Below are 20,228 nucleotides of genomic sequence, written 5' to 3' on the forward strand. Positions count from 1 at the left end.
ATATAGTACTGGGCCACTTCTCCATTGTTAACTCTAATCTTACTTCCGATAACCTCAGGGGTAAAGTGCTTTTGGTACAGATAGTCGCCTTTATACTTTTCATTTTTTAGCATTTGTCTGATTTGATGATCATTCCAATAGGCTTTACCAGATGGACTTTTTATCCCTTTAGCATGGAGCTTTTGAATAATATTTTTATACCTACTTCCTGCCACATACTCTTTGGCAATAAAGCGGATGACTTCTGCTTCTTCGGGGACAATCTCCCAGTTTCGGTCTTTATCAATATGATAGCCATAGATGTTGGTTGTTTTATGAATGATACCCCTCTGGGCAAGCTTTGTAATACCCCATCTGGTATTTTTAGAAAGGTTCACCACTTCATTTTCTGCAACAGCTCCCATTAAGGTAATTAACATGGATGCTTCCTTATCTGCTGTATTAATATTTTCTTTTTCAAAGTAACAGTTCACAGGGTTTGGTAGTTCCCTTAGAGTTTTGATTATTTCAAGAACATCTACCACGTTGCGGCTAAACCTAGAGATTGATTTGGTAATAATTAAATCGATTTTTCCTGCTTTTGCCGCTTCTAACATTTTATTAAATTCTTCTCTATGTTCAGTAGAAGTTCCAGATAACCCCTTATCTGCATAAATTCCAGCAAATTCCCACTGGGGGTTTTTAAGTATCAGGTAGGTATAATAAGCAATTTGTGTTTGTAACGATACTTGCTGCTGACCCTCAAGGGTTGATACCCGGCAATAGGATGCCACTTTTAACTTCTTATCCTTTTTGCTCAATATATTTAATGCTTTGGCTTTACTAAGGCTTTTCTTAAGGTTTTTAACTGCCGCAATTCCCATTCCAGGCTCAAGCTTTATTACCTCATTCTGTACTTCTTCAGTGCGAGCTTCAACAGTCATGTTCTTGACCTCCTCTCTGCTGCTAACTGACAGTGCAGCTTCTATTTGTTCTAATTGGATTGGTGGTTTGTGGTTTAACTCTATTGTTGATATTATTTCTTGTTCAGTGATTTGTTTTTTGATTTCTTCTATCTCAGTTTCACCAATTACCGTTTCTTTTTCATCAATCCACTTTATGATAAAAGCATCCTTTGAATAAACTGCTATTTCCATAACCCAAGCTCTGATTAGTTCTACAGTTATCTCATCCCTAAATTCATCTATATTTTTAAGGCTTGTAAGCCAATTGATAGCCTGATCCCGATAAGTTCTATCAGCTTCAATTTTTGAGACCCGCTCTTCAAACTTGGCGTATTCTTCTCTTCTTGCTACTATGTCTAGGCCCTTGCTTTTAAGGATCTCAATCTCTGTTAACATTTTTAATCGATGAAATTCAAAGTGATCATTCTGGTTGATATGTTGCAAAATTTTTATAAGTTCTGTTAATGTGTTAAATCTCTCTTGAAAAGCTTTTAAAGACATTTCTTTAAGCTCATTATCACTTAGCCTTTTTGCTTTACATAAGTTGACACTGGGAAGAGCATTGGGGCAGTCCCACCTTGTATTGTATTGGGCACGGTACCTTTTCTCGCAACGCCCACAGATAATGCGCTTTGAAAAGGCCCTTTTTCTTTGCTTATTATTGCTGTTATGGCTTTTTTTGCCTGCCTTTTTTACTCGCTCTTGAGCTAAGTTAAAAACATCTTCGGTGATTATGGCCGGATGAGTGTTTGTTATTAAATACTGCTCCCTGTCTGTTGTTTTTTTGATCTTTCCAGTTAGAAAATCTTTAGTCCTAGATCTTGCAAGTTTGTTCCCTATATAAACGACACTGGTGAGTATCTTTTTTACCACAGTGCTTTCCCAGCGAATATTGCCTTTTTTAGTTTTGATGCCATTTTTGATTAGCTCTCGGTTAATCTCTGCGTAGGTTTTCCCCTGAAGGAACTGCTGATAAATCCACTTGACGACTTTAGCTTCTGCTTCATTAATAGTCACTATGGTTTCACCATCTTTAAAAGTTACATCATAGCCATAGGGGTTTCTAAAGTTGGGCTTGCCCTTCATTAGCTTTTTTTCATACCCATATTTACAAAGCTGGGAGGCAGTCTCAATTTCATCCTGAGCTACTGCAGCTTGAACAGAGAAGATAAATGAATTGTAGTCTCTAGAGGTGTCTATGTTCTCTCTTTCAAAATAGATTGTAATGCCTAATTCAGTTAGCTGCTTTACCACCTCTAGCAGTTCTTTTGAGTTTCGAGAAAATCGGGATACGTTTTTAGTGAGAATTAAGTCAATTCTTTCTTCTTTGCAATGTCTAATTAGTCGCTTGAAGCCATTTCTTTTATCGCTACTTACAGCTGAAATTCCAAAGTCAAAGTAGACACCTGCTAGTCTGTAGTTCTTTTGGCTTTTGATAAATTGGGTATAGTAGCTTACTTGATTTTCTAAGGATTTGTATCCATCTTCCCGCTTAACACTTACCCGACAGTAAGCCGCCACACGAGTTTTTTGGTCTTTATTGTCAACGGGGCTTTTTTTCTTTTCATAGAGGGGATCCCACAATACATTTTTCCACTCAAAGTACTCTGGATATTTAGACACAAAAAAACTCCTTTCCACTAAGGTTTAATCCTGTCCTATCTATGCCTCAGCTAGATAGATATTTCAAGTTATTTCTTAGTGAATTGGAGTTTTTTATTATTTTAGCAAATGTCTTTTAGAGTAAGTGGTGCGGGTGATGCCGCATTTGAATTTGAATTCTACCTGGTAGTTTTCATGCAGGGTGCCTCGCTCCACAGTTTTAGAAAAGATATCATCTCTGAACTTATCTGTTGGTTCTTCAATTTCATCCAGGTAATTTAGTAGCTCCTCAAGGTGGTTTTTTAGAAAAATACTCTCTTGCTTGTTCTTGTAAAGTCCGTCATACTCCATCTGCAGTATTTCTTGTTCGTAAATCAAGTGTCTTAAGTTAGCATCGTATACAGGGTCATTTGTAGCAGTTTCTCTTGCTGCCATTTGGCTAATTTGGTCTGTTACCCTATCTATTTGGTTTTCTAATTCTACTAATCGTGCTTCTTCTTCATCTGCTAGTGAGCACTCACTTATGGCTTTTTTTGCATCACTAATGATTAGGTCTTTCTCTTCTTTACTTTCAAAGAGTAATTTCATGAAAGCCTTCTCTAACGCCTCTTCCCACACATATTTTGAGTTACATGTAATTTCTTCTTTGCTGCATTTTGCGCTAACCCGACATTGCCAAGCTGAGAAATGGTACCTCTCCCCTTTCTTTTTGGAGGTGAGCCTTCTTCTTATCACAGGCCTGCCACATATACCGCAGACGAGCTTATTGGAAAAAGGAGCTTTCCCGCTATACCCCATCCGGTATTTTCCATCAGGGTCATGAAGCATATTTTTTCTTCGTTTTAATTCTTCCTGGACGGCATTCCAATCCTCTTCTGATATAATGCCTGGGAGGCTGTTTTTGATATAGTATTGGGGCTGAATATTTTTGTTTGCCACCCTCTTATGGGTCAGGAAATCCAGAGTGACTGTCTTTTGAGCTAGGCAGTGGCCCATATATTTTTCATTCTTAAGAATTTTATATACGGCATCGCCAGTCCATTTCTGGTTACCTCTAGCTGTAAGGATCCCATCTCTCATTAATCCTCGTGCAATTGTAGGTGTGCCCTTCCCCTCTAGAAATTCTCGAAAAATCCTTCTGACTACTGCTGCCTGTTTTTCATCTATGATGATGTTCCCATCTTTATCTGTATCGTACCCCAAAAAGTATGTGGTAGGGCAGTGTATTTCACCTCGACTGCACCTTTTACTCCATGACCATCTGGTGTTTTCACTCACACTGCGGCTTTCCTCTTGTGCGAGCGAGGATAGGATCGTGAGGAGAAATTCGCTCTTGCTATCTAATGTATCTATATTTTCTTTTTCAAAATAGACCCCACAAGGATTTGGCAAGTTCTTTAACATGCGGACCGTTGAGATGCAGTCCAAAGTGTTACGTGCAAATCTACTGATGGATTTAGTAATAATATAGTCAATCTTTCCATTTTTCGCATCTTCAATCATTTCCAGAAATCCTGTTCTGTTCTTTGTGGAAGTTCCGCCAATCCCCTCGTCTGTGAATATTTTATAAAGCTCCCATGCGGGATTTTTTAGAATATATTCAGTGTAATATGCAACTTGTAGCTCATATGAACTTTGTTGGTCATTTAGAAGAGTTGAAACCCGAGCATATGCAGCTATCCGTTTCTTTTGCCCTCCTAGGTTTTCAACATTTCTACCAGTCCTACCTGTTGCAGGAATAACCCTAACATGTGGATTCATGCTCTCCCCATTTATCTTTGTATTCAATAGCACTCTCCCCCTCCCTAAGCTCTACTTCAGTTTCATCACCATTCACCCATGTAATGGAAAACAAAAAAGGTGATATCGCTTTTACGCGTACCACCCAAGCTCTGAGAAATTTGATATTGTATATATTTTGCATTGACTCTTTTGTTAGCCCCTCCATAGATTTCATTTTTTCTAAAATATCTAACGCTTCTTTCTTGTAAAAATCGTCTTTGTCTATCAGGTCCCACCAGGGTTTTCTTACAGCAATTTTTTCTTCAATAGAAGTGCGTTTGTTTGCTAAATCTGTAGTATCAGCACAATTTATAATGGCCGCATTCTCTGCTTGAAGAGCTCTTTCAAGTTCTAATCGAAGCTGATTCTGCTCAGCTTCTACTATGTATGATGCTTTTAGAAGTTCTTTTATCAATTTGATACTCTGATGTTTACTAGGGCCAGTTTTATTAATCTGATATCTCTTTTTAAAAACTTCCATGATTGCTTTTAGGATATTTTCTTCTCTGATGCCAGTCATATTACAAAGCATTTTGCTCTTTGTACTATTGCCGCATCGCCATGTGACTTTTCCCCTACATAGAAACCTCTGGAGGTTACCGCCACACTCTGCACACACAAGTCTTCCTGATAAAGGGTAAGTTTTCTTTGGCCCCTTCTTCACTTTTCTAGTTTTTCTGGCAAGAATCTGCTGAACTCTATTAAAAATCTCTCTCCCCACAATTGGTTCATGGTGCTCTTTAATAAGGTATTTAGTTTTTGTGCCATCATTGATCATGCGTCGTTGGCTCAAGTGATCTTTGGTATAAGTCTTCTGGCAGAGGACATCACCTGTATAACGCTCGTTTTTTAAGATGTCTCTCACAGCAATTGCAGACCAATCTCTTCTCCCATTGGCTTTCTTATAGCCTTTTCGAATGAACATCTTGGCAATCTGCGTTAGGCTTTTCCCCTTAAGGCATTCATCAAAAGCTTCTTTCACCACCTTAGCCTCTTCTTCAACTATTATCCAAGCTTTTGCTTCATCTTTGGTATAACCGAGTACTCTTACAAAGATTGGATCTCCCCGCTCAAAGCGCCTGGTAACAGACCATGTAGCATTATCAGAAATACTACGACTTTCTTCTTGAGCAGTTACTGCTAGCATGGTAAGAATAAATTCGCTTTGCATTTCCCCCGTATCGATATTTTCTCTCTCAAAGATAACTTTCACGCCATTCTCTTTTAAAAGTCTTACTGTATCAAGGGTGTCAAGTACATTTCTGGCAAAGCGGGAGATAGACTTGCAAAGGATAACATCAATCTTCCCATCAAGTGCATAGCGAACCATTTTATTAAAACCTGTCCTACTCATGGTTTTTGTTCCCGACTTGCCTTGGTCCGAAAAGATACCAGCAAACTCCCACTTAGAGTTGGAGCGAATGTAATTGGTATAGTGGATGATTTGGTTCTCCAACGATTCTTCCTGGGGGTCAGAAAGCGTACTAACACGACAGTAGCTTGCTACCTTCAAGCGCTCTGGTTGTGACTGCAAAGCTTCTGAACCTACATCATTAAAAGTCGTGTCATTGCCTAAAGGTACCGGATTAATTCGCAAGTAATCATTGACCACCGGGGATGTCTGTTCAAATAACCTGCCTTGCATTTTGGCTTTCCTCCTTTCATTCTTTTTAGGCTGATTTTTCATGTCATGGGCTCATAAGCATTCAATCAGCTTTTTAAAAACATAAACCCCTCAAAAGCCGTACTAACGGCTTTTCAGCTTATTGGTTCATTACATATATCACTCAAAAGTGAATAAATAGCAAGAGAATAATTAGATAAAATCGATAAAATCGCACATAAAAAAAGAGCCAATGTGTATTTACACACTAGCTCTCGTTATCTAATTTAACTGTGATATCTATCAGTCTGAAATTGAATTATAAAAATCTTCAGGATGTATCCTTTTTATTTTTCCAATTCTCTCAGGAAACCGTTTAGAGTTACTAGTTAATATTAGATCACAGTTAGTTTGCACTGCCGTAACCCAAACATGCAGATCGTTAGTATCAAATTTCTTTAAAGGTTCCTGCATTTCCTGTTGTTTAATAATTTCACGAGCTTGGTCATCTGAACAACCACTTAACTCTGATAGAACTTGTCCTATTGGAAGATGTTCTTTCATTATTGCACGAAAATCATATCTTCCAACAACACTTTTAACTGCTGGGTTATCTTCTAATACTGGGTTTATAAAATATTCTAGAAATACTTCTATTTCATAATTTGAATAGGGGTTGCCTCCTTTAAATCCTGAAGCAGCGTGTCTAATAAATTCTAAAAGACATACCTTTGATAATACTGGAGTATAGAAAAGGTTAGTTCTTGCCAATCTAATTATTTGACGATTTATCTTATCAGTTATTAAAGCCCCACAGAGAACAGTGGCATCTATAAAAACTTTTGGCTGCCGGCTAAATAAGGTCAAATTCATCTAACTCTCCTGTAGAGTGTTTTTTATCAATATCTTTCATTAATTGTTCAGCTTTTCTAGTTTGTTCTAAACTAGTTTTGAAATATTTTTTTGGAATTCTCCAATGCCCACCCTCTGTTTGAAATGCCTCTAAGAATTTTCCTTGCTCCAGCCACCTACGCATGGTTTGAGTTGAAACACCCAGTATTTCCGCAGCCTCCGAAGTGGTAGCTGCGTTAGCTCCCTCTTCAACTCTATAGCAGGTACAATTAAATGATTGTGAATATAAATTAGTAATTATATCGGAGGTTATTTCCTTGTAATCAATGTCAGATGTTTTAGAAAGATTCTCTAGGTATTCAACTAATAATTTCCCAGCAGAATCAATTCTTTTTTCCCGTAGGTTCTTTTTTATTTCAATATCTAGATGTTTAATTTTATAAATACAGTCTTCTGAAGGCATTTTAAAATTTGTTTCATATATAAATTCTACTGGTTGCTTGAATAATAAAAAAGTTTTTTCTATTATCGATTTAAAAATAGCTTGAGCATAATCTTTCTTGTCTTCTCGCAACATAACAATTACACTATCCCAAACACGCTCTTCATCTGACTGAACTCTCTCATATAGATCAATCATGAAATAAACCTCCTTTCTCTAACTTTATTATAGTATTATTATAACCAAAATGCAACAAACACAACAAAAAGCAACAAACTCTTTTCAAAATAAATTAAACCATTATAAATTACTCATTATTCATATTTAACAAAACCCTTAAACCCCGCTGCCTTTATTTTCCCTAGCAGGTCCTCAGCATTTTCTTTTTCCGAGAAAGCCCCCACCTGTACTCGATAGTATTTCGTATCTACCGTTTGCTTTTTAGCTTCAGGTGATCTTTCAGTTTCCTTTGGCACTATAACAATCAATGCCCCCTTATCAATCCAGCTCATAATGCCGACAGATTCTTTCCCTGATTTCTTATCTATTCTTTTACCCAAAAGCACACATGCCTTGCCACCCTTAATGACCGGCTTACCGTTTGAAATCACCTGAGTCACCTTATGATAATAAGCCTGCCTCACCCAATCGGGAATAACAGGACCACCGGGGTAATACCTATCTACAGTTGCTTTAATCTCTACCACATCATCTACTGCAATTCCAGTTGGTGAATCCGGAGGCTCATCTTTTTTATTTAAAGCTACTCTAACCGCTGCCCGAAACGAATCCATAGACTCACCGTGTTTAGGAAACCAATGCATCACATCGGCATGGTTACTGGCAATCCCCTTTTTATGACCCTCGCTGTGGCAGATAATATCCCTTTCACTGAGCCCATACTTCTGACAGAGCATTACACACAAATCAACTGCATTTTGCCACGCTTTTCTAAAGTATCTTTTCTGCTTCCTTGCATCATACCCTATCATGTTAGCCCCATTGGAGTAAGTAAAGCCATTAGGTTCACAAATTTCTATGCCAATGTGAGTGTTGTTGGCAGCTCCACCAGCGTGCCAGCCCCTATGGTTCCATGGCAGGTACTGCCAGACTTCCACATCATCCAAAAAAGCATGAGCACACACCTGTCGATTAATTTCTCCAGCCTTATAAGACCTATTCCAGCGACTAAACCAATCTGCCGCCATAACGCCCGGGGTAGCAGTTGAGTGAACCATAATCCCCTTCGGTGTTATTTTCCTTCCAATTTTGTAGCAGTCATTATTCTCCATATACCTAGTGTTTAGTTTCATTTACTTCTTCTCTCCTTTTCTTTTCCATTTAATTGGGCCAAAGCAGCTTTTATTTTTTCAGGTACAGGTAACCCGACTATACTCGCATTTTCAATAATGCTTATCCCCTCGTTAGAGATATAAAAAAAGATGACCGCTGTGCGCAAGGCACTACCGTCACCTATAATTTCACTATCAATTATGTGGGCCATGCCTACCATGGTAAAAATCATGACCTTCTTAAATATTCCTCTAAAACCTACATCACTAGAGAGTTTTCTCTCCAAAATTGCTACCATGACTCCAGTTAAATAATCTACAACCACAAAGATAATAAGGGCATACAAAAAACCGTCATATCCTCCTAAAAACCACCCGAGGTAACCACCAACGGCTGAAAAACAAATGTTTAATGTATTAATAAAATTTTTCATTTTCTTCCCCCCTAATATAAGTCATTCAAATAGTCTACCAAGTCAATCTCAAACATATATTGAACTTTCATGGTGTTGGCATCTGTTTTTTGAACTGGGTTCACAAGTTTTGTATGGGCTCCACAGGGCATAGAGGTCGCTCCATAGTAAATCCCAAAATAATATCGGTTAGTTCCATGTGTACTATGGTTTTTATATTGACTAATCCATTTGTCCGTTCCTATTTTGTTGAAAAGTTTAAAATTGCTTGCGTTAAAATCCCACTGGTCTCTATAAGCTTCTAAAAGATTTCCATCAGCCGTTATCACTTGATAAAAACTATTTCCTCCATTAACACCGTTGTAATAAATATATAGCCTGTTTTTACTTCTCCCTGAAAGAGATGATACATGGCACCTTCTTTCTATATTACCGCCATCCATCCCATTTGAAATAAACCAATGAGCATTTCCTGTCCGCGGTTTTAAATCTAACTCACTATGCTTTGTCCCATCTAGATTTAATCTAATTAATCTACTAGAGTAAATGGTTTCATCTGTATTGGGATCAGTTCTTGAGTTATACCCCATTATCTCTATTTTTCCACCCCAAAATACTGGATCTATTGTAATATCTCTATAGTTAAAATCCGCTCCATATTCGTCTTGAAACTCTATGGCATAATCATCAATACTTACTTTGCTTTGCAAAACACCTACACTACTCCATTTATATATTATCAATAAACCACTCCACCTATAAAACCCTACATAATAGTCAACATCTCCATCTTCTTTTAATACAGGTATGGCTTTTGTCAGTGATTCTATTGCTTCACCATCTTCGTTTAAAAGAGTAGTCGCTTGATTCCAGTTTACGAACCCATCTATATTGTAATCAAAGGGTATCATGACCTGATGCCCCTTTAAGTCCTCTGGGAATTTAATTAAGTTGGAATCCACACTGAAATGGGTAGCATCAAATAAAGTAAACCCTTTATGATAATCAGTATAAATGGTGTGTTTTGATGCGCTCTCATCTATTAAGTACCTCAGGCTCCAATATATGTGTTTATTATCATCGTCATTATATACAAGGATATGACCATCACCGGTATAGTTTCTTCCAAATATTGAAGGGCCCGAATAAAATGCATTTTTCCTTGTAGGGGCTTCTCCCCAAAATATACTTTCAAATTCGCCATTAGCTGCATGGGTGGGAAAGTCAAACACAAAGTTTACTCTAATTCTATTGTTTTCCACCTCCATCTTAGTTTCTGCAGTATTAATTGTCCCCCTATCTGTGGCATCACCAGAGTATGTGTTATCTCTATGAGCATAGCCTATAACATTTCCTAAAACTCTCTCTGCCGTTTTTAATTCTGGTTTGGTGGAATCTGTAAGATAGATATGGCTAAATAAATCTTTTGTATTATCGTGATTTGTGTTTCCAATCCCCATTACATCCCCTGCAAAAAACCTTGCGAATATATCCTTAAAAATTACGTCTGGAATAATATTCTCAGTATAAGTCTCCCTTATCTTTTTCTCGTTATTAGCATCAAAAAGCTCCACTAAAACCTTTCCTTTTATCCCATTGTCTTTTTTGACTTTCTTTTCTGTACTAATCTCTCCTGTTAAACAGTCTTTGCTAAAACTTATAATCTCTCTAATAGCCAAAATTTTGCCTCCTCCCCCAGTGTTTTAAATGCTTACATTTACAGGTACAATGTAATTGATTTTAATTGCTTTTAACTTACACTCGTCTGATTGCTGTTCTTTATAAAATCTATAGGCAAAAAAAAGCTCATCGCCTGGGTGAAATATCTCCTCATACTGTTTTTCTTCTATATCCTCAAAATCAACTTTTCTCATTCCTTTTGCTGCAAAGTCCGCATCATCTGTTATGTCTACTGACATCCATTCTGCGTTATTTTCATCAATGACATACCAGTTCTCCTTGTCTTTACTTAGGGCGTATTGTAAATCTCCTGTGCCGCTCACATTATCTTCAACAATAATTTCTTTAATTTTTTCTTGTAAGTTTCTCCCTTTATTTTCAGTCACTATTTTTGGCAAACTTGTCACTGTTTCAGTTAATTTAAGCACATAATTGCTGCATGCATTTACAACTTCCTCTTCTGTAGTAAAGTGATGTATTTTAGGCCGACTGTCACTAAGCCCCTCTCTACTTGCCACCAATTCATCCATCCCGTATTCCATAAAAACCTCTTCTGATAAATCTTTTGCTGTAAGTTGAATGGTTTCTTCTAACTGTTCATCAAAACTCTCTACAGGTGCATACTTTTCAGTATCTTCATTCCAAACTTTAAGCAGCCCCTCATCCTCTATAAAATATCGCTTGTCTCCAAGGTTTATAATTAGATTGTCGATGTAAGCTCTATCGTCTCCATGGCTTACTGAGCGGTCTTTTACATACCTCCATCTAAATGTATGCTCTCCTTGTGTTAACTCCTTTGAGAATTTAGTCCAAGAGTTGTTAGTTCCTGATGCCCTGATTTCTCTTGTGTCGTCTATATAAAATTCAAACCAGTCATAGTTATTTTCAGAGCTCACATACCAATAGAATTCTATGTGATCTGTATTAATTGTAAGGTACGCATTGGTCTGTTGATTGTGGGTTATATTTTTACTTCCAAAAGAGTAGTTCCCTTCATAGGCCCGTTGAGTTGTCCTTTCCCAATCCCCAGTGAAGTTATATTTTAAATCTTCTCCCTCAAATGTTTCTATTTGAGACACCTCCCCAGTCCCTTGCTACTTTTCTATTAATTCCACTTGAAAATCTATCAAATCTTCATACTGATTCTGATCAGAAAACTCCACAGTAAAAGCAGCTCCTGCCCCAAGAGCTGCTCCCTTTTCACCATATATAACTGGTTTTACTTCTTTGATTGTAATATACTGTTTCATTTCAAAGTTGTCATCGCCTACATTTACTAATTCACTAAAGTCTTTAACCCAATCATCTGTATTCAGATTTAGGTAGAAATTCTCATTAGCTGTTTGATGAATTCCACTTACAACCATTGTAATTTCAGTCACCGAATCTATAGCTGTGGGTGCTTTGTTTAAAGTTTCACTGTAGGTTATTTCTTGGATATTTTCTATCTCTTCATCTTCAATTTTCAATATGGTTTCCTCGGTTTTTAAGGCATCTATGTAATCATCAATCTTACTTAAATACAGTAAATAAGAAATTCCCTGCATTACTTCTGCTCTAGGTAAGCTTGGGCTCAGTCCACCTTCTAAATACCTACCTTCAATGGATATCTGAAGATTGTTTTTGTCTATGTGGAAAGTGCCTTCAGAGGTTTTTGCTTCAACCACAAAGGCGTGTTTGCCTGCTGTTACTTGAGGGAGCGGTAAGTTTATACTAATTACATTATCTCCTTCTGCCAAATGTTGTTTAGGCTGAAAATCATAGTGTTCTCCATCTAAGGAAAACCTCATATGAAGAACAAGGTCTGTGCTTGCAGAACCATTAATAGTTACATTGCAGGATAGGTTCGTGTCAGCTAGCGCTGATATTCCTACCACAATGGTTTGATAAAAAGACGTGGAACTTATAGTTATTGGCTCGCTATTTTTCTTTAAAATCACTGCACTTTCAGACCCTTCAATTTTTCGCTCAAGCCTTGCCACTACATTTGTGAAATCCAATCTGTTTATAATAGTGCTTAAAGGATTTCCTAGCTCTATTTTTGTGTTTATGGGGTTAAGCAGATCTATCACTTTTTTTATAACTCTGAGTTCAGAGTAAATCCCTAGCTTTTCATGTTCCACCTTTACTACATCACCAAGCTCCATCCGAAATAAATCTGCATACTCTTCATACTCCTTTATTTTACTCAGTTCTAAAAAATCTACTGTAATATTGATAAAGGGGTTAGATGCTTTTTTAATATGTTCCTGAGCTAAACTTCTTAACTTTTCTACATCATTACAGCCTGTAAATTCAACCTTTCTAGTGATAGGATAGGGCAGAATATTGGCAACCCTGCCTTCTGCTTCTATATATCTTTCCTGTAGAACTAAATTATTATCTCCAATAGGATATATCCTTGTTGCAAATTCACTGGTATCAATAATGGCCTTTAACCACTTGATGTTTTTACCGTATCTTATAGTGACTCCATTTTCGTCCCCTCGCTTTTCAAGTACCTCTACTTTGAAATTATTCCTTATTAGTTCTCCACCATAGATTTCAATTAAGTTAAAAAGTCCCTCTAGAGCATTTATATTTCTCATTTTGACAGGAAAAATATTTCTAGCCGGTGCTTTTAGTTCAAATATTGACTGTGCCTCTGGAGGGATGGTTCCTTCCACTGCTTCTTTCATATTGGCATTTATTAGGTTTACTGCTTCTACAAAATAAAAAGCCAGGTCATAGAAAATATGCCTTGCCCATACCTTTACTCTTCTTATATTTTCTTGCTGTCTTTCTACTTTGTATATGCGAAAAAGCTGGTTATTAGCCTTTATTAAATTAAACTCTACAAGATGCTTTGCTTTTGGTGTGTCTGTAGGATATTCGATATAGAGGCTATAGTCTCCATTTAGTTCCTCTGTAATCTCTGCTATTATACATTCATCTAATACAGCCAAACCATTATTATTAAAATTACCTTTACTGGTCTTTTTGTCAAAAACAACAAGCATTATAACCACCGCCAGTTTGGGAGGACTTCAACCTCTTCCACATTTCCCGTCCACTGGATGATGTTTTGGCCAATCTTTAATGTTGGGAAAGCCCCGTTCATTTTTGAATTTAGATTATTGAAGCCGTCATCATAGCAATCCTCTATTTCAGAATTTATGATAATCTTATTATCTACATCTGTTAATTCTATCTGTCTATCGTTTATAATGAGGTTTATATCCCCCAAACCGTACACTGATATTATTGGCAAGCTTTCCAATGTTCCTGGATTATTAATACTCGCTCCACTTTCAGTTATATTTAAGGGCTGGTTTAAAACTGCATATTTAAAAGGTCTACAGTTAAAAACAATCGGGAACTTGGAGGTATATTTAAAAACTTGGGTGAAATTTATAGCATTCACCACTTGGGCTATATATTTTTTTTCAGGTTGAAAACTAAAAATCAAATCATTCTCGCCTGCATTAAACAGCCACGCTTTTATTTCATCAATTTTCCCTAGTAAGTTTTCACTTGATTTAAGGGCACATTCCACTAGAATGGTAGTATCTTCATATGTCTTTTCATCATATCGTATACTTGAGTTTCTTCCTGGGATATCAATGTGGTTAACTCTTCTTTTTGGTGATGGGATGGTTGGTCTTGTGGCTATTACAATTCCATAATCAGAAAAACTGTTTTTTCCACCAAAACTAAATTTAAGCATCAAGCACCACCCCTCCCCAAAGAAATTTTCTGTCTATAAAATTCTAATTCGTAGGCCAGCTGCTCTATATCCTTATCACTGTTATTGATAAACTTATCAATGTTTAGCGTGATGCCCTGCCCCTTTTCTTCAGAATTTTGCCCAAGGATTTGGTTGGTTTGATGGTCGTTGTATATTTTACTTCCCCTCGGTAACTCTACTAGTTCTGGCCCTAGTTCTCCAACCATAGTGAGACCGCCCTTAAAGAAACTAGTCCCACTAAAATTTTTCTCTGGAGCATTGCCACTAGAAAATACTTGCCTAACGGATTCCGTTATGCTAAATACCTTCTCTCTAACTGTTGTGGCATTCCACTCTTTAATTCTATCGATCCCACTTCGGATAGAGCTTTTAATTTCACTAAAGGCATTTGACACTTTAGTGGCCATAGCTGAAAACTTATTGCCGGTTACACTATCCATTGTGTTTAAGGCTCCACTCCAAACAGATTTATATCCCTCTGTATAAGTGGTAATAACACCTCTTATCCCGCCACCGTTTTCTTCAATGCGATTTCTCATACTTTCCCAAGTTGAGGCAGTATTGGATTTTAAAAACTCCCATGTTTGAGCTGTCCTTTCCCTTACATTCTCCCAACTTGAGCTGACATTCTCTCTAATGCTGCCCAGACTTTCAGAAGTGTTTTCTGTTATACTAGACCATCTTTCACTAATTCCCACCCTTACATTTTCCCAAGCTTCAGCAGTGCTCTCTTTGATGAAGTTCCAGCTCTCACTTATAGAACTCCCTAGTTCGCCGGCTTTTTCCCTTATTGTATCCCAGTTTTTCCAAAGGGTAACTCCCACAGCTGTAATGCCCACAATGGCCGCTACAGCAATACCAATGGGGCCGGTTAAGGCTGTAAAGGCTGTAGCCAGTACTCCTTTTATGGCAACTAGTCCTCCTGTTGCAGTTGTTGCTGCACCTACCGCTGCAGTTTTTCCCGCAATGGCTAGGGATATCTTAGAAAAGGCTCCGATGATAGCACCTGCACCAGCAATAATCTTACCTCCAATAATGAGAAGTGGCCCTAACGCAGCAGCTAGAACACCCACTTTTACAATAATCTCTTGGGTTCTTGGGCTCAGGTTTGAAAACCCTTCTACAACATTTTGTACATGTTCTACTAATGTTGTAAGGTGGGGCACTAGAATTTCAAAAATTTGAATTGCCACCCCTTCTAGCTGGGACTTTAGCATGGTCAACTGTCCTTGCAGGTTATCCTCCATCACATCTGCCATTTCTCCTGCAGCACCGTTATAATCCCTGGTTGCTTGGGTCAGGTTTTGATAATCTTCCTCCGAGGCATTGATTACTGCCAACATACCACTCATAGCTTGTTGTCCAAAAAGGGTGGAGGCGTATTGGGCCTGTTGCTCTTGGCTTAGATTTGAAAAGGAGTCTCTCAGCTGATCCATCACATCTCTAAAAGGGAGCATGTTCCCTTGAGCATCGGTTAAGTTTAGACCCAGTTCTTCAATAACATTTGCCGCTTCTCCCGTAGGTTGTGCCAGTCTAGTTATCGCTCCTCTAAGGCTTGTCCCAGCCTGACTTGATTTAATTCCTGCATTGGCCATAAGACCTAGGGCCAGGGCCGCATCCTCTGCTGAGTACCCAAGAGAGCCAAAGATAGGTGCCACATATTTAAAGGACTGACCTAGCATTCCCACATTGGTATTAGCGTTACTGGAAGCACTGGCTAAAAGGTCTGCCAAATCTCCAGCTTCTGAAGCTTGCATCCCAAAGGCAGTGAGGGCATCAGTGGCAATATCGGAAACAGAGGCGAGGCTTTCTCCACTGGCAGCGGCTAGCATCATTACTCCATCTAGGCCATCTAGCATTTCTGTTGTATCCCAGCCAGCCATGGCCATGTAGTTTAGAGCTTGAGCTGATTGGCTGGCACTGAACTTTGTACTAGATCCCATTTCTTTTGCTTTGTCGCTTAGTTTTTCTAACTCATTCCCAGTTGCACCAGAGATAGCTTGGACTTTACTCATCTCTTTTTGAAATTCTGAGCCGATTTTAACAGCAGCTGCACCTATGCCTGCAAGAGGTGCTGTGACCTTTTTGGTTAAACCCTTTCCCACACCCTCCATCTTGGTTCCTATGTCCTGCATGGATTTGCCTACTGGCTCTAGACTTTTCCCAAGCTTATACCAACCAGAAGATTGCCTTTCAATCTCTTGGTTCACACTTTTTAAGTCCTGCTCCATGTAATTTAGCTGAGTTTTTGCTTTATTTAATTTGATTTCTAAATTTTGTGCAGCTCTCGAATGAGCTCCTTTGGTTTCAACAGCATTTTTATGTGCTGCTTCTAAAGCTGCAACTTTTTTAGCTTGCAAGTCCTTTTGGCTAGTAAGGGAATCAGATTTTACTCTTAATTTGTCCAGTTCACTGCCATGCTTTCCAAGTTCTGAGTTTGCCAGCTTGAACTCTGATTGGACTTTTCGCATCTCTCGGTTTAAATTGCTTATCCCATTTTGAAATCCGGTGCTATCTAAACCCACTTTTACATTAAGCTGCCCGATGTCTGTCATGCCCTCACCTCCTTTCGGGCATAAAAAAACACCTGTCTCAGGTGCTATAAAACGCTATCAATATAGTTTTTTTCTTCTCCCATTTTTCGCTTTAGCAATCGCAAGTAGTAGATAATATCCATGGTGTCTATTTCATTTAAAGTCCACCCTTGTTCTAAAAGTGATAGGTAAATCTGGTCAATAAATTCTTGGGGATCCATTGCATTCCCCTCTAGTCGTTTTTTTCATCACCTGCAGTTTCTGCTCCTATTCCTCCAACTACTTCATTAATGCAATTCATGATTGTCGGGATGAGTTCTTTTGAAGCAAGGCCATCATACACATCATCTATAGTAAACTGCCCACCGAAGAGTTCCGCTACATAACCCACCATTTTATCTAGTTCATCTGTTGACATATCGTTAAAGTTTATATCCTTAGACACTTCAATAGTTCTTCTCACCATTCTGGCTGAAATAAAATCTGTGGTGAACTTCTTGTCTTTACCATTAATTTTCAGAGTTATATTCATCTGCTATCCCGCCTTTCTATTCATCAGGTTCTTCCTCACCTTCTTCAGATGTATCCCCAGGAACACTGTCAAACCAAGTTTCTTCTCCTGTAAATTCAGGGGTTCCTTCATCGGCAGTATGCTTCCACTCTCCATCATGGGCTCTGGGCATAAAGACAAACCTTAGTTGCGGCGTTTTGTGCTCCACATTATCTCGCTTTGTGGAATAATCCTCTGCCATGGGTTCTGCTACTCCTTTTAAAAGCCAAATATATCTGTACTTGCCACCAGACTTTTGGCTTTTAAAGCCCAGCGCTATGTGGGGTGGTGAGTCTGATGCCTTTTCTATAAGCACCCCATTTTCTAGTTTGCTCCCTGTGAGCTTTGCTCTTAAAGTGAGGGGAAGTTCTGCTGTTTCAATCTCCACATCAATCTTTCCAAGGGCAGACACTGACTCCCACAGCTGATCGTCTGCATAAAGTTCTTGAGTATTTACTGTAGGGTTAATAGTAGCATTAATTGCTCCTGCCAGTTTTTCAATTTCTCCATAGGTTAGATTCTCCTTGGTGTCTTCTTCTAAAGTAGCAAAGTGTAACTCCCTTAAACCAATCTGCGCCATTACAGCTCCTCCTTTCGATATCGCATTGCCTTGTGATACACTTTTAAGTCTTTTTCGTATTGGTCATAAAAGTTTAGTTTAATAAAACCCGCCTGCTTCATCTTGTTGTGAACCTGTTCTGAAAGGCTTGTATAATCTTCCTTAGACCAGATATCTAATTGAATATATTGGCCTGTAATTTTCTCTTCATCATCAGCATGTTGCTCTGGTTTATCTAGATAGGGAAAAAAGGTGATATAGGTTTTGGCATTTCCACTATAGGTCTGAAAGGCTACAGGTACATTTAAATCAACTAGGGTTTGTAGAATATCATGGTTAATACTCATAGCCCTAACCCCTTCCGCAATTCCTCTGAGATTTTAGCCATAGCTTGATTTTTAGACTTTTCATAACCCCTTCCCACAAAAGGGTTTGCCCTCATGTTTACAGTGCCAAATTCCACAAAAATGCCATACCAACCCTCTTTATCTGGCCCTATTTTTACATGTTTAAAGCCATCTTTAGTTTTAACTCCTGAGGTGCTTATACTCTTTTTAAGAGTTCCAGTTCTCTCAGGAGTTTCACTTTTGATGGCTTCTTCTACTACTTTTCCCGCCTCTTTTAAAGCCCTGTTTTCAATTTTCTTTCCTTTTCCTTCTAGCTTTTGGATTTCAGTTAGTACTTGTTCAATTCCCTCTACTTCAATATTAGTCACTTCCACCCACCTCCTGGGCTCTAATTTCCATGAAGCGATTTTTATAATCTATATTGTCAATGGCTATTATGTTGTAGGGTTTGTCATTGAAGATAATTTGCATATGGGTATCAATATCTTTTGTGTATCTTATGGTAAATTTCACTGTGTTTTCTGCTTGCACCTGAGCTGCCGCATAAAACTCCCTTCCCCTAAGATTACTAACTGCCGCCCAGACTGTTTTTATATTCTCCCAAGCCTCTACCATAAAGCCGTTAGGATTTATGGTGCTGACTTTCTTTTGCAAAATAATCCGGTGTCTTAAATCTCCAAGCACCCCTACCACCTCAAAACTTTATATGGGTACAAAAGGGCTGAAACAGAAAAGGGGATTTCACTTCCACGGACATATCTTTCTCGCATAACTTCTCGGTTTTCATAAAAGTGGCCCACCAGCAAAAGGAGTGCTTCTTTTATACTTTTAGGCACTCTTTCATATCCTGCAAGAGCTTCAATGCGAACTGCTCCAGGAGTATTCACGGTGCCCTGTGGCCATGAAGTTTTAGGAATAATAACAGGGGGTTCTACATCTAATATGCTCTGGTAGTTACTGTCGTCCAGTTCCTTTAATACTCCCTTTTGGTCTATGTAGGTAACCTTGTTGACAGATTTAATTGGATACCATAGGATTTTTATATTGTCCGTTGGAAATGCATCCAAAATAATCTCTATTCTTTTATTACTAATTGCTCTTCCCGTGAAGTTTTCACAAAAGTCTATAGCCGCAGCTACAAGTACTTTTAGATATTGATCCTCATCCTCTATGTCTATCCGCAAATGGGTTTTTACTTCTTCTAATAAGAGAACGGTTTGCTCCATTTCTTCTAGGACTTTTATGTTCATCTTCTCACCTACCCATCATCTTTTGACTCCGAGGTGCCACTGGATGCTTTCTTACTAGCTCCTTGTTTTTTTACCTCTACGGCCACTCCGGCTTTTATCCATGTCTTTCCCCTATTCTCAGAAAGCTCTACTTCTTCGCCCTTTTTATAGCTAAAATCAAGCCCTGATAGGGAACTTTTAATCTTCACTTTCATCTGCATCACCTCCACTGAATAGATCGAAAGACTTAAAGAGAGGCATAAAAAAAAGACCTCTCATTTAAGTCTTAGTGTCTATTGCTAAATAAATTTTTTAAGATGCCTTCATCGCCATTACCTTTACGGCTTCTGGAAGTACCAGTTTCCCATCCACTCTCTGATAAGCTCTAAAACCTACTTGGCCACTTACAGCATAAAGTTCATTTAGTCTTTGGAATGATCTCCCCTGACGGTCTGCAATCCAGTAGTAGGAATAGTCCCCAAAGGCTACTACTTTTTCCCCTGAACTAATCTCTGGTATAAAGGCAGAGGTTTTTACAGGATTATTTAATATCTTATCCGGCTCTCCTACTTGAACTGATGATAACGATAGGTAAGGCTTTGATATAATCTCCACCTTTTCCCCCGTTCCACACCGTACGTGAGAGTTTCCCCTCATACGGCGTTCCATCAA

The 20,228-nt window shown here is 38.4% G+C and carries 21 protein-coding genes; all 21 read right to left on the reverse strand.

Annotated elements, in window-relative coordinates; translation table 11 throughout:
• Positions 1-2,567: recombinase family protein (locus GGQ84_RS13670; protein ID WP_429163371.1), on the reverse strand; the 2,567-nt coding region annotated here is incomplete at its 3' end.
• Between the two features lie 96 nt (positions 2,568-2,663).
• Positions 2,664-4,334: a recombinase family protein gene (locus GGQ84_RS13675; RefSeq protein ID WP_429163372.1), complete on the reverse strand. Its 1,671-nt coding sequence runs from the start codon at positions 4,332-4,334 to the stop codon at positions 2,664-2,666.
• Entirely contained in the window at positions 4,291-5,973 is a 1,683-nt protein-coding gene (locus tag GGQ84_RS13680; RefSeq protein ID WP_429163373.1) for a recombinase family protein, read from the reverse strand. Before GGQ84_RS13680 ends, GGQ84_RS13675 begins: the two co-directional genes overlap by 44 nt.
• Positions 5,974-6,234: 261 nt before the next feature.
• On the reverse strand, positions 6,235-6,804 hold the full coding sequence (locus GGQ84_RS13685) for a PIN domain-containing protein (RefSeq protein ID WP_429163374.1): 570 nt from the start codon (positions 6,802-6,804) through the stop codon (positions 6,235-6,237).
• On the reverse strand, positions 6,785-7,423 hold the full coding sequence (locus GGQ84_RS13690) for a MerR family transcriptional regulator (protein WP_429163375.1): 639 nt from the start codon (positions 7,421-7,423) through the stop codon (positions 6,785-6,787). Before GGQ84_RS13690 ends, GGQ84_RS13685 begins: the two co-directional genes overlap by 20 nt.
• A gap of 116 nt (positions 7,424-7,539) precedes the next feature.
• Positions 7,540-8,538: an N-acetylmuramoyl-L-alanine amidase gene (locus tag GGQ84_RS13695; protein WP_429163376.1), complete on the reverse strand. Its 999-nt coding sequence runs from the start codon at positions 8,536-8,538 to the stop codon at positions 7,540-7,542.
• Positions 8,535-8,951, reverse strand: a complete 417-nt coding sequence (locus GGQ84_RS13700; protein ID WP_429163377.1) for a phage holin family protein — start codon at positions 8,949-8,951, stop codon at positions 8,535-8,537. The genes GGQ84_RS13695 and GGQ84_RS13700 overlap by 4 nt, the downstream gene beginning before the upstream one ends.
• An 11-nt stretch (positions 8,952-8,962) precedes the next feature.
• A complete protein-coding gene (locus tag GGQ84_RS13705) occupies positions 8,963-10,609 on the reverse strand; it encodes a hypothetical protein (RefSeq protein ID WP_429163378.1) in 1,647 nt (548 codons plus the stop codon).
• 24 nt (positions 10,610-10,633) lie between these two features.
• On the reverse strand, positions 10,634-11,689 hold the full coding sequence (locus GGQ84_RS13710) for a hypothetical protein (RefSeq protein ID WP_429163379.1): 1,056 nt from the start codon (positions 11,687-11,689) through the stop codon (positions 10,634-10,636).
• Positions 11,690-11,704: 15 nt separating this feature from the next.
• The gene (locus GGQ84_RS13715) at positions 11,705-13,609 is read right to left on the reverse strand and encodes a phage tail spike protein (RefSeq protein WP_429163380.1); all 1,905 of its coding nucleotides are present in this window, start codon (positions 13,607-13,609) and stop codon (positions 11,705-11,707) included.
• Complete coding sequence (locus GGQ84_RS13720) at positions 13,609-14,316, reverse strand: distal tail protein Dit (RefSeq protein WP_429163381.1); 708 nt, start codon at positions 14,314-14,316, stop codon at positions 13,609-13,611. The genes GGQ84_RS13715 and GGQ84_RS13720 overlap by 1 nt, the downstream gene beginning before the upstream one ends.
• Positions 14,316-16,892, reverse strand: a complete 2,577-nt coding sequence (locus tag GGQ84_RS13725) for a phage tail tape measure protein (RefSeq protein WP_429163382.1) — start codon at positions 16,890-16,892, stop codon at positions 14,316-14,318. The genes GGQ84_RS13720 and GGQ84_RS13725 overlap by 1 nt, the downstream gene beginning before the upstream one ends.
• Before the next feature lie 44 nt (positions 16,893-16,936).
• A complete protein-coding gene (locus GGQ84_RS13730; RefSeq protein WP_429163383.1) occupies positions 16,937-17,092 on the reverse strand; it encodes a hypothetical protein in 156 nt (51 codons plus the stop codon).
• 11 nt (positions 17,093-17,103) lie between these two features.
• Positions 17,104-17,403 (reverse strand): phage tail assembly chaperone G, encoded by a 300-nt coding sequence (gene gpG, locus GGQ84_RS13735; RefSeq protein WP_429163384.1) that lies wholly within the window; start codon positions 17,401-17,403, stop codon positions 17,104-17,106.
• 16 nt (positions 17,404-17,419) lie between these two features.
• Positions 17,420-18,001 carry a major tail protein gene (locus tag GGQ84_RS13740; protein ID WP_429163385.1) on the reverse strand — a complete coding sequence of 194 codons (582 nt, stop codon included), beginning with the start codon at positions 17,999-18,001 and terminating at the stop codon, positions 17,420-17,422.
• The gene (locus tag GGQ84_RS13745; protein ID WP_429163386.1) at positions 18,001-18,327 is read right to left on the reverse strand and encodes a hypothetical protein; all 327 of its coding nucleotides are present in this window, start codon (positions 18,325-18,327) and stop codon (positions 18,001-18,003) included. The genes GGQ84_RS13740 and GGQ84_RS13745 overlap by 1 nt, the downstream gene beginning before the upstream one ends.
• A complete protein-coding gene (locus GGQ84_RS13750) occupies positions 18,324-18,695 on the reverse strand; it encodes an HK97-gp10 family putative phage morphogenesis protein (RefSeq protein ID WP_429163387.1) in 372 nt (123 codons plus the stop codon). The genes GGQ84_RS13745 and GGQ84_RS13750 overlap by 4 nt, the downstream gene beginning before the upstream one ends.
• Entirely contained in the window at positions 18,688-19,011 is a 324-nt protein-coding gene (locus tag GGQ84_RS13755; RefSeq protein WP_429163388.1) for a phage head closure protein, read from the reverse strand. Before GGQ84_RS13755 ends, GGQ84_RS13750 begins: the two co-directional genes overlap by 8 nt.
• A 2-nt stretch (positions 19,012-19,013) precedes the next feature.
• Positions 19,014-19,577, reverse strand: a complete 564-nt coding sequence (locus GGQ84_RS13760; RefSeq protein WP_429163389.1) for a head-tail connector protein — start codon at positions 19,575-19,577, stop codon at positions 19,014-19,016.
• Positions 19,578-19,585: 8 nt separating this feature from the next.
• Positions 19,586-19,771, reverse strand: coding sequence for a hypothetical protein (locus GGQ84_RS13765; protein WP_429163390.1), 186 nt, complete (start codon positions 19,769-19,771; stop codon positions 19,586-19,588).
• 97 nt (positions 19,772-19,868) lie between these two features.
• On the reverse strand, positions 19,869-20,228 hold a 360-nt coding region (locus tag GGQ84_RS13770; protein ID WP_429163391.1), incomplete at its 5' end, for a phage major capsid protein.

Source organism: Desulfitispora alkaliphila, assembly GCF_050433185.1.
Lineage (GTDB): Bacteria > Bacillota > Desulfitisporia > Desulfitisporales > Desulfitisporaceae > Desulfitispora > Desulfitispora alkaliphila.

Excerpts from the sequence above, each read along its gene's own strand:
- GGQ84_RS13720 (WP_429163381.1), bottom strand. The coding sequence starts at position 14,316 with ATGCTTAAATTTAGTTTTGGTGGAAAAAACAGTTTTTCTGATTATGGA.
- GGQ84_RS13680 (WP_429163373.1), bottom strand. The coding sequence starts at position 5,973 with ATGCAAGGCAGGTTATTTGAACAGACATCCCCGGTGGTCAATGATTAC.
- GGQ84_RS13760 (WP_429163389.1), bottom strand. The coding sequence starts at position 19,577 with ATGAACATAAAAGTCCTAGAAGAAATGGAGCAAACCGTTCTCTTATTA.
- GGQ84_RS13715 (WP_429163380.1), bottom strand. The coding sequence starts at position 13,609 with ATGCTTGTTGTTTTTGACAAAAAGACCAGTAAAGGTAATTTTAATAAT.
- GGQ84_RS13700 (WP_429163377.1), bottom strand. The coding sequence starts at position 8,951 with ATGAAAAATTTTATTAATACATTAAACATTTGTTTTTCAGCCGTTGGT.
- GGQ84_RS13740 (WP_429163385.1), bottom strand. The coding sequence starts at position 18,001 with ATGGCGCAGATTGGTTTAAGGGAGTTACACTTTGCTACTTTAGAAGAA.
- GGQ84_RS13695 (WP_429163376.1), bottom strand. The coding sequence starts at position 8,538 with ATGAAACTAAACACTAGGTATATGGAGAATAATGACTGCTACAAAATT.
- GGQ84_RS13690 (WP_429163375.1), bottom strand. The coding sequence starts at position 7,423 with ATGATTGATCTATATGAGAGAGTTCAGTCAGATGAAGAGCGTGTTTGG.
- GGQ84_RS13685 (WP_429163374.1), bottom strand. The coding sequence starts at position 6,804 with ATGAATTTGACCTTATTTAGCCGGCAGCCAAAAGTTTTTATAGATGCC.
- gpG (WP_429163384.1), bottom strand. The coding sequence starts at position 17,403 with ATGAATATAACTCTGAAAATTAATGGTAAAGACAAGAAGTTCACCACA.
- GGQ84_RS13730 (WP_429163383.1), bottom strand. The coding sequence starts at position 17,092 with ATGGATCCCCAAGAATTTATTGACCAGATTTACCTATCACTTTTAGAA.
- GGQ84_RS13725 (WP_429163382.1), bottom strand. The coding sequence starts at position 16,892 with ATGACAGACATCGGGCAGCTTAATGTAAAAGTGGGTTTAGATAGCACC.
- GGQ84_RS13765 (WP_429163390.1), bottom strand. The coding sequence starts at position 19,771 with ATGAAAGTGAAGATTAAAAGTTCCCTATCAGGGCTTGATTTTAGCTAT.
- GGQ84_RS13745 (WP_429163386.1), bottom strand. The coding sequence starts at position 18,327 with ATGAGTATTAACCATGATATTCTACAAACCCTAGTTGATTTAAATGTA.